Source organism: Kitasatospora sp. NPDC041988 (assembly GCF_055588525.1).
Map to the genome: position 1 here is coordinate 128,399 of NZ_JBVJCO010000008.1, position 11,936 is coordinate 140,334.

At 72.5% G+C, this 11,936-nt stretch carries 14 protein-coding genes; 9 read left to right on the forward strand and 5 right to left on the reverse strand.

The window, feature by feature from the left end:
- The first annotated feature begins 46 nt into the window (after positions 1-46).
- The 6 genes from ACZ6NC_RS11000 (at position 47) to ACZ6NC_RS11025 (ending at position 5,490) form a co-directional block, all read left to right on the forward strand.
- Positions 47-1,096 (forward strand): adenosine deaminase, encoded by a 1,050-nt coding sequence (locus ACZ6NC_RS11000; protein ID WP_465731198.1) that lies wholly within the window; start codon positions 47-49, stop codon positions 1,094-1,096.
- A 160-nt stretch (positions 1,097-1,256) separates the two neighbouring features.
- Positions 1,257-1,805 (forward strand): hypothetical protein, encoded by a 549-nt coding sequence (locus tag ACZ6NC_RS11005; protein WP_465731200.1) that lies wholly within the window; start codon positions 1,257-1,259, stop codon positions 1,803-1,805.
- 96 nt (positions 1,806-1,901) lie between these two features.
- On the forward strand, positions 1,902-2,738 hold the full coding sequence (locus ACZ6NC_RS11010) for a DUF4097 family beta strand repeat-containing protein (RefSeq protein WP_465731202.1): 837 nt from the start codon (positions 1,902-1,904) through the stop codon (positions 2,736-2,738).
- An 83-nt stretch (positions 2,739-2,821) separates the two neighbouring features.
- Positions 2,822-3,781, forward strand: a complete 960-nt coding sequence (locus ACZ6NC_RS11015) for an ATP-binding cassette domain-containing protein (protein WP_465731204.1) — start codon at positions 2,822-2,824, stop codon at positions 3,779-3,781.
- On the forward strand, positions 3,778-4,557 hold the full coding sequence (locus tag ACZ6NC_RS11020) for an ABC transporter permease (RefSeq protein WP_465731206.1): 780 nt from the start codon (positions 3,778-3,780) through the stop codon (positions 4,555-4,557). Before ACZ6NC_RS11015 ends, ACZ6NC_RS11020 begins: the two co-directional genes overlap by 4 nt.
- Before the next feature lie 576 nt (positions 4,558-5,133).
- Positions 5,134-5,490: an LppU/SCO3897 family protein gene (locus ACZ6NC_RS11025; RefSeq protein ID WP_465731208.1), complete on the forward strand. Its 357-nt coding sequence runs from the start codon at positions 5,134-5,136 to the stop codon at positions 5,488-5,490.
- Positions 5,491-5,548: 58 nt separating this feature from the next.
- On the opposite strand, the gene ACZ6NC_RS11030 is transcribed toward ACZ6NC_RS11025, so the two are convergent.
- The 3 genes from ACZ6NC_RS11030 to ACZ6NC_RS11040 form a co-directional block, all read right to left on the reverse strand.
- Entirely contained in the window at positions 5,549-6,319 is a 771-nt protein-coding gene (locus ACZ6NC_RS11030) for a CDP-alcohol phosphatidyltransferase family protein (RefSeq protein WP_465731210.1), read from the reverse strand.
- A 188-nt stretch (positions 6,320-6,507) separates the two neighbouring features.
- Complete coding sequence (locus tag ACZ6NC_RS11035) at positions 6,508-7,200, reverse strand: YidC/Oxa1 family membrane protein insertase (protein WP_465731212.1); 693 nt, start codon at positions 7,198-7,200, stop codon at positions 6,508-6,510.
- Positions 7,201-7,292: 92 nt separating this feature from the next.
- Positions 7,293-7,586: a DUF6412 domain-containing protein gene (locus ACZ6NC_RS11040; protein ID WP_465731214.1), complete on the reverse strand. Its 294-nt coding sequence runs from the start codon at positions 7,584-7,586 to the stop codon at positions 7,293-7,295.
- A gap of 191 nt (positions 7,587-7,777) precedes the next feature.
- Between ACZ6NC_RS11040 and ACZ6NC_RS11045 the strand changes: the two genes are divergently transcribed.
- Both ACZ6NC_RS11045 and ACZ6NC_RS11050 read left to right on the forward strand, forming a co-directional pair.
- The gene (locus tag ACZ6NC_RS11045; RefSeq protein WP_396322684.1) at positions 7,778-8,062 is read left to right on the forward strand and encodes a type II toxin-antitoxin system Phd/YefM family antitoxin; all 285 of its coding nucleotides are present in this window, start codon (positions 7,778-7,780) and stop codon (positions 8,060-8,062) included.
- Positions 8,055-8,477, forward strand: coding sequence for a PIN domain-containing protein (locus tag ACZ6NC_RS11050; RefSeq protein ID WP_465731215.1), 423 nt, complete (start codon positions 8,055-8,057; stop codon positions 8,475-8,477). The genes ACZ6NC_RS11045 and ACZ6NC_RS11050 overlap by 8 nt, the downstream gene beginning before the upstream one ends.
- A 39-nt stretch (positions 8,478-8,516) precedes the next feature.
- On the opposite strand, the gene ACZ6NC_RS11055 is transcribed toward ACZ6NC_RS11050, so the two are convergent.
- Together ACZ6NC_RS11055 and ACZ6NC_RS11060 are read right to left on the reverse strand one after the other, a co-directional pair.
- Positions 8,517-9,620, reverse strand: a complete 1,104-nt coding sequence (locus ACZ6NC_RS11055; protein ID WP_465731216.1) for a Gfo/Idh/MocA family protein — start codon at positions 9,618-9,620, stop codon at positions 8,517-8,519.
- A 116-nt stretch (positions 9,621-9,736) separates the two neighbouring features.
- Positions 9,737-10,750 (reverse strand): lytic polysaccharide monooxygenase auxiliary activity family 9 protein, encoded by a 1,014-nt coding sequence (locus tag ACZ6NC_RS11060; protein WP_465731218.1) that lies wholly within the window; start codon positions 10,748-10,750, stop codon positions 9,737-9,739.
- 392 nt (positions 10,751-11,142) lie between these two features.
- On the opposite strand from ACZ6NC_RS11060, the gene ACZ6NC_RS11065 reads away from it, so the two are divergent.
- Positions 11,143-11,922 carry an HAD-IIA family hydrolase gene (locus ACZ6NC_RS11065; protein ID WP_465731220.1) on the forward strand — a complete coding sequence of 260 codons (780 nt, stop codon included), beginning with the start codon at positions 11,143-11,145 and terminating at the stop codon, positions 11,920-11,922.
- Positions 11,923-11,936: the final 14 nt, after the last annotated feature.

Sequence of the window (11,936 nt, forward strand, 5' to 3'; positions counted from 1 at the left end):
GGACGGAAGTCGGATCGGAAACCCCAGCGGAAACCCCACCGGGAGCATGGCCGGAGGCCTCGCCGGGAAGCGGGGCATCGAGGCGTTCATCGCCGGGATGCCCAAGGCGGAGCTGCACGTCCACCACGTCGGCTCGGCCTCGCCGCGCGTCGTCGCCGAGCTGGCCGCCCGCCACCGCGGCCAGGCCAAGGTGCCGACCGACCCGGCGGCCCTCGCCGAGTACTTCACCTTCACCGACTTCGCCCACTTCATCGAGGTCTACCTCAGCGTCGTCGACCTGATCCGCGACGCCGAGGACGTCCGCGCGCTGACCTACGGCGTCGCCGAGGACATGGCCCGGCAGAACATCCGGTACGCCGAGCTGACCGTCACCCCGTACTCCTCGGTCAGCCGGGGCATCCCCGACGTCGCCTTCATGGAGGCCATCGAGGACGCCCGGCTGCACGCCGAGAAGGAGCTCGGCGTGGTGCTCCGCTGGTGCTTCGACATCCCCGGCGAGGCCGGCCTGGCCGCCGCCGAGGAGACCGCCCGGCTCGCCGTCGACCTCGCCCCCGAGGGCCTGGTCAGCTTCGGCCTCGGCGGCCCGGAGATCGGCGTGCCGCGCCCGCAGTTCAAGCCGTACTTCGACCGGGCGCGCGCGGCCGGCCTGCGCAGCGTCCCGCACGCCGGCGAGACCACCGGCCCGGAGACGGTCTGGGACGCGCTGCGGGTGCTCGGCGCCGAGCGCATCGGGCACGGCACGCAGGCCGTCAAGGACCCGGCGCTGCTGGACTTCCTCGGCGAGCACCGGATCCCGTTGGAGGTCTGCCCGACCTCCAACATCGCCACCCGGGCGGTGGAGCGGATCGAGGAGCACCCGATCAAGCAGATGGTGGACTCGGGCCTGCTGGTCACCGTCAACAGCGACGACCCGCCGATGTTCGGCACCGACCTCAACACCGAGTACGCGGTGGCGGCCCGGCTGCTGGACCTGGACGAGGCGGGCGTCGCCGCGCTGGCGCGCAACGCCGTCGAGGCGTCCTTCCTGGACGCGGCCGGCAAGGCCCGGATCGCCGGCGAGATCGACGCCTACCTCGCCGGGTGGGACCGCGGCTGACCTGCGTCCTCCTGCGCCGGCTCCGGGCCGGCCGGGTGGTGGTGACCGCCCCTGCCGGGTTCTCCCGGCGGGGGCGGTCCCGCGTCTGGCGCCACCCCTTCGAGTGATGGCGCCATAATGGCGCTTCCTATGGCGCCATCGATGTGCCATGCTGTGAGCCATGGACCTCACGCCGTACGTCGACAATCTCCGGCACGAGCTCGCGGTAGCGGCGGGTGCGGGCGGGGACGAAGCCCGCGCTCTGGCCGAGCGCCTGACGCTGCCGCTGGAGTCGGCTGCCCGGCTCACTTTGCTCAACGCCCTTTCCGCCGCCATGGGTGAGGTCACCCGTGACCTCGCGCCGGGCTCGGTGGACGTCCGGCTCCGCGGGCTGGATCCGGAGTTCGTGGTGACGGTGCCGCCCTCGGTGGAGCCGTTCCACGAGTCCGGCGAGCTCTTGGGGCCGGCGGCACCGGTGGCACCATCGGCGGCATCGATGGTGCCATCCGTGGTGCCGGACGCGGACGACAGCAACACCGCCCGGATCAACTTCCGTCTGCCCGCCCATCTCAAGACCAGGGTGGAGGAGGCCGCCGGGCAGGAGGGCCTCTCGGTCAACGCCTGGTTGGTCCGGGCTGTCGCCGCCGCGCTGGAGCCGGGCGAGCCCGTCCGCGCCGTCGGCCGGACCAGGCGGGCGACGGGCCAGGGCTACACCGGCTGGGTCCAGTAGCGCTTCTCGCCCCACCCCCTATCCACGTCACCAGTCTCAACTTCACCCCGCCCGACCGGCGGGAACACTCACCAGAGCCAAGAGGACGGGACAGCCATGCCTTCTTTCGACACCCCCGACCCGATCAACGTCACCCTCGAATTCGACATCGTCTCCGTGCGGATCACTGCCGGGAAGCGCACCGACACCGTGGTCGAGGTGCGGCCGGCCGACGCCGACGTGGAGGCGGACGTCAGGACCGCGGAGCAGACCAAGGTCAGCTGCGCCGGCGGCGCCCTGGTCGTCAAGGGCCCGAAGAAGCGCTCGTTCTTCGGCAAGCCGGGCTCGGTGGACGTCACCATCGAGCTGCCGGCCGGATCCGATGTCAACGGGGACGCACCGATCGCGGACTTCCTCTGCGAGGGCCTGCTCGGCGACTGCCGGCTGAAGACCTCGGTCGGCCGGATCCAGGTCGAGCAGGCGGCCACCGTCCGCCTGAAGACCGACCACGGAGACATCCGCCTCCAGCGCGCCGACGGGGACGCCGAGATCGCCGGCTCCGGCCGGGTCGAGGTCGGCGTCATCGAGGGCGCGGCGACGGTGAAGAACCTCAACGGCGAGACGGTCATCGGCGAGGTCGGCGGCGACCTCAAGGCCAACTCGTCCAACGGCCAGGTCAGCGTCGGCATCGCTCGCGCGGACGTCGACATCAAGTCGGCCCACGGCGCCATCCGGATCGGCGAGGTCGTCCGCGGGCAGGTGGCCCTGCAGACCGCCGTCGGCGAGCTGGAGATCGGCATCCGCGAGGCGACGGCCGCCTGGCTCGACGTCCACACCCGGCTCGGCAGCGTCCGCAACACGCTCGGTTCCGCGGACGGCCCGGGCGGGGCCAAGGAGACCGTCGAGGTCCGCGGCCGGACGCAGCTCGGCGACATCGTGATCCGGCGTTCCTGACCACCAGTCATCTGCGGCCGGTGCCCCTCGGCACTTCCTGGCACCTCTCGGCACCTCTCGGCATCGAAGGAAGCGTGACCGTCATGACCTTAGCGCCCGCCTCCGCCACGCTCACCGCGTCGGCGATCACCGCCACCGGACTGACCAAGTCCTACGGCGAGAAGACGGTGCTCCGCGGCATCGACCTGACCATCCCCGAAGGCACGATCTTCGCCCTGCTCGGGCCGAACGGCGCCGGCAAGACCACCACCGTGGAGATCCTCTCCACCCTGATCCCGGCCGACGGCGGCACCGTCCGGGTAGCCGGCCACGACCTGGTCCGCGAGGCCGACGCGGTCCGCGCGGCGATCGGTGTCACCGGCCAGTTCTCGGCGGTGGACAGCCTGCTCACCGCCCGGGAGAACCTGCTGTTGATGGCCGACCTCAACCACGTCGGCCGTCGGGAGGGGCGGAGGCGGGCAGAGGAGCTGCTGCTGAGGTTCGACCTGACGGAGGTGGCGGCGAAGCCGGCCGCCACCTTCTCCGGCGGCATGCGGCGCAAGCTGGACCTCGCCATGACGCTGGTCGGGGACCCACGGATCATCTTCCTCGACGAGCCCACCACCGGCCTGGACCCGCGCAGCCGGCGCACGATGTGGGAGATCATCCGCGCCCTGGTCGCCGACCACGGCGTCACCATCTTCCTCACCACCCAGTACCTGGACGAGGCCGACCAACTCGCCGACCGGATAGCCGTCCTGGACGGCGGCCGGATCGTCGCCGAGGGCACGGCGGAGGAGCTGAAGCGGCTCATCCCGGGCGGCCACCTGCGGCTGCGCTTCGCCAGCCCGGCCGAACTGGCTGCGGCTGCCGAGCTGTTCACCTACGCCGCGGCCGACGACGAGGCGCTCACCCTGACCGTCCCCGGCGACAACTCGATTGTCACGGTCAAGGCCGTGTTGGACGTCCTGGACAACGCCGCCGTCCGGGCCGAGTCGCTGACCGTGCACACCCCCGACCTCGACGACGTGTTCCTCACCCTGACCGAGGAGGCCTCGCGATGAGCAGCACGATGACCCACACGGTCGGCGACTCCCTGACGATGCTGCGGCGAAACCTCAAGCACGCACAGCGGTACCCGTCGCTGACCTTCGCGGTCGTGATGATGCCCGTGATGATGCTGCTGCTGTTCAACTACGCGTTCGGCGGCGCGCTCGGCCTGGGCATCGGCGCCGGCGACTACATCGACTACGTCACCCCCGGCATCCTGCTGATGGCGGCGACGTCCGGGGCTCTGGTGACGGCGATCGGCGTCTGCGTCGACAAGACCGAAGGCATCGTCAACCGCTTCCGGACGATGGCGATCTCCCGCTCGGCCTTCCTCACCGGCCACGTGGTCGGCAGCGTCATCCAGACGGCGATCGGCCTGGTCCTCGTGCTCGCCGCCGCCCTCGCGATGGGCTTCCGGCCCAACGCCACCCCGGTGGAGTGGCTCGCCGCCTCCGCGCTGCTCGTCTTCGTCGTCCTGGCCCTGACCTGGCTCGCCGCCGGCATCGGCCTGGTCGCCAAGACGCCGGAGAGTGCCAGCAACATCCCGATGCCGCTCCAGTTCATGCCTTTCATCGGCAGCGCCATCGTCCCGCCGGACTCCATGCCCACGGCACTGAGGTGGTTCGCCGAGTACCAGCCCTTCACCCCGGTCATCGAAACCCTGCGCGGCCTGCTGATGGGTACGGAGATAGGCGGCAGCGCGATGGCCGCACTCGCCTGGTGCGTCGCCCTGACCGCCGTCGGCTACCTCTGGGCGCGCAGCACCTTCCACCGCACCGCGCGGCGGTAGCCCGCCTGCTCTCCGTCCCGCAGGGCCGCCACCGCGACAGGTGGCGGCCCGGTGGCAGCTCCCGCTCCGGAGCCCCGGTCGCCGCTGCCGCCAACACCCGCCGCTGGGCGCCGAACCTCAGAAGCGCGGCAAGCGTGTCCCGAGCCGGTGGGAGGGTCGGGGAGATCCTGAGGGTGCGTCGTGCTGGTGTTGTGTCCTCGCAACACCCGTGCAGAGCAGGCGATCTGACGCCAGGCGGTGCAGTTGAAGGTGTGACGCCACCGCGGCCGGGCTGATGATCGACCGGTGTCCGCCGGACGGTAGCCTGCATCGGTCAACAACGTGTTGACCATCCATCATGCAGTCGTCACGGGGATCCCACTCATGTCCGCACCGCCGCCGCCCTACCAGAACCAGCCGCCGCAGCAGCACTACGGCGGCTACGCACCGCCACCGCAGATGCCGCACGGACAGCAGATGCCGTACGGACAGTAGCCCCAGTACGGTCAGCAGCAGCCGTACGTCGCTCCGCAGTCCTACGCCGGCCAGCAGCCGCCGGCGCCCCGGCCTCCCCAGGGGCCTCGGCGCAGGAGTCCGTTGCAATCGCTGCTCTCGATCGCCATTGTCCTGGCGGTCTTCGGCGGCGGCGCCTGGTACGTGTGGAAGTACAACACGGATCCCAACGGCGGCAAGGCCAAGGCGGAGGCCACACGGTCAGCGCAGGCCGAGGAGAACAAGAAGTACGCCCCGAAGGTCGGTGACTGCGTCAGGATCCAGGACCCCCAGGGCGAGCCACTGCCGGTGATCGTCGACTGCAAGTCCGCCGAGGCCCAGTACAAGATGGCCGACACCCTCTACGGCCCCGACCGGAGTTGCGGGTCGGCGTACGACTACGGGATCAAGTACTCCAGCAGGCGGGCCGCCGACTACACGTTGTGCTTCAAGAAGGTCTGACCTTCGGCCCGCTCTCCGGCCGCGGTCCGCAGGCGCGGGCCGCGGCCGGAACGGCTGCTCAGCGCAGCCGGGACGAGGACAGGATCGACGCGAGGTGCGCGACCACCATGCCCCAGGTGATCACCGCGATCGCGGCGAGTGCCACCCGGGTCGGGCCGATGCTGCCGACCGCCGCGTCGGCGACCGCCGTCGCCAGCAGCACCAGCGAGGCCTCGATGCCGTTGGTCACCCGGTGGATCTTGAACACGGACGCCAGCCGGCGCGCGGTGGCGATGCCCTGGGAACGCGGCTGGGTCGACTCCTCGTCGGCCGGCGCCAGCCCGCTCCGGGCCCGCGCCACATCCACCAGGTCGGTGGACGCCTTCAGCAGGACGACGCCCAGCGCCGTCGCCAGCCCGACCGACACCCACAGCTCCGACCCGCCCCTCGCCGCCCGCACGCCGGCCCCGATCATCAGGGCGGCGTCGGCGAGGTACGCGCCGAGCCGGTCGACGTAGACGCCCGCCGTGCTGAACCGGCGCTTCCAGCGGGCCACCTCGCCGTCGACGCAGTCAAAGAGCAGGAAGCCCTGGAACAGCACCGCCGCCAGCACCGCGCCCGTCAGCCCGGGAATCAGCAGGGCCGCCCCGGCGCCGACACCGCAGACCACCATCACCCAGGTCAGGGTGTTCGGCGAGACGGACGTGCGCACCAGCTGCCGCGTCGTCCGCAGCGAGATGCGGCGCATGTACAGGCGGCCCGCCCAGTGCTCGCCGTTGCGGCTCTGCAGTTTGGCCTGCGGCTGGCAGACCTCCCGCAACTCGGCCAACGACGGGGCCGCGACCACCATGACTTCCTCCACCTGTCCTGTCCGGACTCGCAACGATCAGCACAGGCTACGACCCGCCTTGACCGGGGCCCTGGTCGGGTCTTGGACCGGCCGCAGCCGCAGCCGCAGCCGCAGCCGCCGTCCGTCGGTACGCCCCGGCCCGGGCCAGGGCCGGCTCAGACCATGGCCGGCCCAGGCCGGCGCCGGATTCAGACCAGGGCCGGTACCGCCTCCGGCACCGGTGCGCCCCGGTGCAGCCAGGCGCGTTCGGCGGCGGACCACGCGGTCGTGGTCACCAGGTAGATCCCGGCGGCCAGCGGCACCAGCGCGGCGAACAGCACCGTGCCGAACGACAGGTACGGCAGGAACGCCGTCCCCGGCTGCGGGGTCGCCTGGAGCGCCTGCGCCCGGCGGGCGCGTCGGAAGCCGACGTACGCCACCGCCGCCAGCGCGGCGTAGAGCACCCCGAACACCGCCCACTGCGCCGCGCCCTGCGCACTACCCACGTGCAGGCCGAGCGGGACGCCGAACAGGGTGTGGCCGAGCAGGTCGTTCGGGGTGGTGAACAGCCGGTACATCACCGAGAAGAACGGGATCTGCACCAGCATCGGCAGGCACCCCGCGAACGGCGATGCCTTCTCCTCCTTGTACAGCTCGGCCAGCGCGGCCTGGAGCTTCTCCGGCTTGCCCTTGTGCTTGCGGTTCAGCTCGGCGACCTTCGGTGCGAGCCGGGCCCGCGCCTTCTCCCCGCGCGCCGCCGCCCGAGCCAGCGGGTGCAGGGCGAGCCGGACGCAGACGGTGAACAGGACGATCGCCAGCGCGGTCGGCAGTGCGTGGGCAAGGGTGGCGACGACATCGTGGGCCAGGCCGACGGCCGGGTCGAGGAGTGCGAAAACGGACATGGTGGTGCGAGCCCTCCGGGGTCTCAGCGTCTCAGGACATGAGTGATCTACGGAGGACGGCCGCGTTCGACGGCTCTCGGAAAGAGGGAGGGTTACGCGGCCGCCGGGGCCGCACCCGGTGCCCTGGGGCGTCGCCTGCCCCGGGCGTCCGGATCGCGCTGTGGGAGGAAGGCGGTCCGGAACGCCCGCCTGCGCAGTGTCCCGTCCCGTACGGTGGCCGGTGCCCGCGCGCCGAGCAGCCGCGCGGCGGCCAGTGTTCCGGCCACCGCGCCGGCCAGCAGCACCACGGTCGCGGCGGCCGCCACCGAGGTGAGCGTCCCGCCCTCGGTGAGCAGCTCCCCGGTCAGCACCCGGAGCATCCCGAGCAGCATCGCGACGAATCCCATGGCGTGCTCCTCTCCCGCGCTCCGGTCACCGGTTTCAGACGTTGACGACGATCGTACGGCCTGCGGGGTTCCCGTGCGTCGGGGCTGCGGGGATGATTACCGTCCGCATCCGCACCACCCTTGCGGTGGGGGCGCTCTTCGCGGGTTCGTGCGCCGTAGCCAAGGGGGCTACGCGGGGCTACCTTGGAGGGATGAAGACGATTTCCCAGCGGGAGTTCCGGAACAACTCCGCCGCGGTGATGGATGCCGTGGAGGCGGGGGAGACCTTCCACATCACCAGGAACGGGGTCGAGGTCGCGGAGCTGCGGCCGGTGGCGGGGCGGCGGCGGCTCACGGCGGAGGAGTTGGTGGCGCGCCACGTGAAGCTGCCGCGGGTGGACTACCAGCAGATGCGCAAGGAGGCCGAGGAGTACTTCGGCCCCGAGGAGCTGGTGGGGGACGAGGGCGACGACCCGTTCGAGCGGCGGCGTGGCTGAGCGGCGCAGGGCGTCCCGGCGGCGGCCGGCCGGGGTGCTGGACACCTGCGTCTACATCGACCTGGCGCTGCTCAACCCGGCCGAGCTGCCGGCCGTGCCCGAGCTCACCGCGATCACCTTCGCCGAGCTGCAGCAGGGCGTCTCGATGGCGCGCGACCCGGCCAGCCGGGCGGCACGGCTGGAGGTGCTGGGGGCGGCGATGGCGGACTTCGATCCGCTGCCGTTCGACGCGGCGGCCGCCGCCCGGTACGGGACGCTGGTCACACTCACCATCGCCGCCGGGCGCCAGCCGCGTCCGCGCCGGATCGATCTGATGATCGCCGCGGTCGCCTCCGCGCACGGGCTTCCGCTGTACACGCGCAACGTCGCGGACTTCCGCGGGTTGGGCTCGGCGGTGGAGATCATCGCGATCTGACCGGTCGGGCCGGGGCCGAGCGCTCCGCGCAGGGGCGGGTCAGTCGAGCCGGACGGTCGTCCCCGTGGCGGCCGAGGTGCGGGCGGCCTCCAGGACGGTGAGGGTGGCGGCGGCGTCGCGCGGGTCGACCGGGGGCGGGGTGCCGGGGGTGGCCAGGGCGGCGGCGATGCCCGCGTAGTAGGCGGGGTAGTCGCCCGGGTCGGTGGGGACGGGGGCGGCGGACTCGTCGGTGCCCAGGGTGCCGTAGTGGGCGGGCTGGTCGGCTCCCCACGGGGCCCCGGCGCGGCCGGTGCCGTCCGGGCGGTGGCCGGCGCGCAGGTCGGCCTCCTGCGGGTCCATGCCGGACTTCACGTAGCCGGCGGTGTCGCCGAGCACCCGCAGCCGCGGGCCGGCCAGCGGGGTGATGGCGCTGGTCCACAGGTGCGAGCGGGTGCCGGAGGCGTGGGTGAGGGCGAGGAAGGAGTCGTCGTCGACGACCGCGCCGTCCCGGCGGACGTCGACCTCCGCGTACACCGTCTCGACCGGGCCGAACAGGGTGAGCGCCTGGTCGACCAGGTGGCTGCCCAGGTCGTACAGGGTGCCGCCGACCTCGGCCGGGTCGGCCAGCTCGCGCCAGCCCGCCTTGGGCTTGGGCCGGAACCGCTCGAACCGGGACTCGAAGCGGTGCACCCGGCCGAGCGCGCCCTCGCGGACCAGCCGGGCGGCGGTGAGGAAGTCGCCGTCCCAGCGACGGTTCTGGAAGACGGAGAGCAGGACACCCCGGGATTCCGCCAGCTTGCACAGCTCCAGCGCGTCGGCGGCGGTGGCGGCAAGCGGCTTGTCGACGACGGTGGCCAGCCCGGCGTTCAGCGCGGCCCGGGCGAGCGGGACGTGGGTGCGGTTGGGGGAGGCGATGACGACCAGGTCGAGCGCGTCCGGGGCGGCGAGCAGTTGCTCGGGGGTGTCGACGGCGCGGGCGCCGGGGTGTTCCCGGTGCAGTTGGTCGCGGCGGTCGGGGTTGGCGGTGACCACCGCGTCCAGCCGGAGCCCGGGGGTGGTGGCGATCAGTGGGGCGTGGAAGGCGGAGCCGGCCAGGCCGTAGCCGATCAGGCCGACGCGGAAGGGGCCGCCGCGGTGAGGGGTGGGGCGCGAGGAGGGGCTCATGCGCCTTACTCAATCACGGTGCGCCCGGTTGGCCCTGGTTTCGGTGCGTTGTGCCCTGTGCCCTGTGCCCTGTGCTCGGTGCCCTGTGCTCGCCGGGAGGGCGCGGGGACGCGGTCTCAGCGGGCGTGCGCGCCGGGGGTGCGGCGGCGTTGGCGTCGGAGGACGGCGATGGTGGCGCCGGCGAGGAGGAAGGCGGAGCCGACCGAGGCGAGGATGCCGAGGGAGCGGTCGGAGCCGGTCTGGGCCAGGTGGTCGGGGGCGGCGACGGTGGTGGACGCGGGTGCGGGTGCCGCTGCGGCGGTGCTGGTGCTGGTGCTGGTGCTGGTGCCGGTGCTGGTGGCCGTGGTGCCGGCGGTGCCGGGAGCAGGGGATGCGGGTGCGGCGGCCGGTGCGGGAGCCGCTGCGGTGGTGGCGGGTGCGCCGGTGTGGCTGTGCTCGGCGGGGTGGCCGGCCTCGGCAGTGGAGGGCGCGGCCGTCGGCGCGCTGCCCGTGCCGTCGAAGACGACGTCCGAGCAGGCGTAGAACGCCTCCGGGCTGTCCGAGCGCTGCCAGATCGCGTAGATCAGCTGGCGCCCGGTCTTCCCCGCCGGCACCTTGCCCGGCAGCACGTACGAACCGTCCGCCAGCTGCGGGTCGGTGACCGTGAGGAACGGCTGCGGTTCCAGGTCCGCCCAGGTCAGCGGCTTGGTGGGGGAGTAGCTGCCGTTGGTGATGAACAGCTGGAAGGTGCCCTTGTGCGGGGCGGTGGCGCGGTAGCGGAAGGTGAAGTCGGCGCCGGCGGTGAGGTTGGTGGCGGGCCAGTCGGCGCGCGGCAGGTCGAGACCCTTGTACGTCTCGGAGCCCGCGCTGCACAGCTTGCCGTCCGGGATCAGCTCGCGGTGGCGCCCGGCGGCGTCGCCGATCCGCAGGCTCATCCAGTCGTACAGCGCCGCCGTGCCGCCGGCGGCCACCGCCGCCTTGCAGGCCGCCGACTTCGGGTGTTCGGCGCCCTCCAGGTAGCAGCCCTCGACCCGGCTGAGCGGGTTCTGCAGCGAGCCGTGCGCCGCGGCAGGGGTGCTGCCGAGGCAGGCGGCGAGGCCGGTGGCGGCGAGGGCGAGGACGGCGGCGGGGAGACGGCGGCGAACGGGCATGGCGGGGGACTCCTTCGAGGGAGCGTGGTGAGGGTGGTGCCGTTCACGCTAGCCGGGGGGTGAGGGGGTGCTGAGGGGCAATCAGTGCGGTTAGGGGCGGCTTAAGGAGTCGTTGAGGCGGGCGGGGCCGGTCGGGCGCGAAGGCCGCCGTTTCGGTGGGCGGCCGTTTCGAAGGGTGGCCGTTCCGGTTGGCGGACATACTGCCGTCGGCCTGGTGTGCGGATTAGGCTGTGCCCCGTTGGGGCAGCCAGTAGGACCCCCGGCGGTCCGGTGTCCCGAGGAGGGTCCGGCCGGTGGGAGGCGCAGCGGTGACGGCGGTGCGCCGCAGATTCGTACGACCATCGCTAGACGTTGCAAGAGCAAGACCTTGCAAGACTTCGGGAGACACGCACGTGGCAGACCGCAAGCCCATCGAGTCCTGGCTGACCGACATGGACGGGGTCCTCATCCACGAGGGCACGCCGATCCCCGGCGCGGAGGAGTTCCTGCGCCGGCTGCGGGAGTCCGGCAAGCCGTTCCTGGTGCTGACCAACAACTCCATCTACACCCCGCGCGACCTCAGCGCCCGCCTGGCCGGCATGGGCCTGGAGGTGCCCGAGGAGTGCATCTGGACCTCGGCCCTGGCCACCGCCAAGTTCCTCAAGGGCCAGCGCCCGGGCGGCACCGCGTACGTGATCGGCGAGGCGGGCCTCACCACCGCGCTGTACCAGGCCGGCTATGTGCTGACCGACAACAACCCGGACTACGTCGTCCTCGGCGAGACCCGCACCTACAGCTTCGAGGCGCTCACCAAGGCGATCCGCCTGATCAACCAGGGTGCCCGCTTCATCTGCACCAACCCGGACGAGACCGGCCCGTCCCCCGAGGGCGTACTGCCGGCCACCGGTTCGGTCGCGGCGCTGATCACCAAGGCGACCGGCGTCGATCCGTACTTCGTCGGCAAGCCCAACCCGCTGATGATGCGCGAGGCGCTGAACACGGCGGGCGCCCACTCGGAGACCGCCGTCATGATCGGCGACCGGATGGACACCGACATCGTGGCGGGCATGGAGGCCGGCATGGAGACCATCCTGGTGCTCACCGGTCTGACCGCCGCCGCCGACGTGGAGCGCTTCCCGTACCGGCCGACCCGGGTGGTCAAGTCGATCGCGGACCTGGTCGACCTGGTCTAGCCTCACCACTGTTT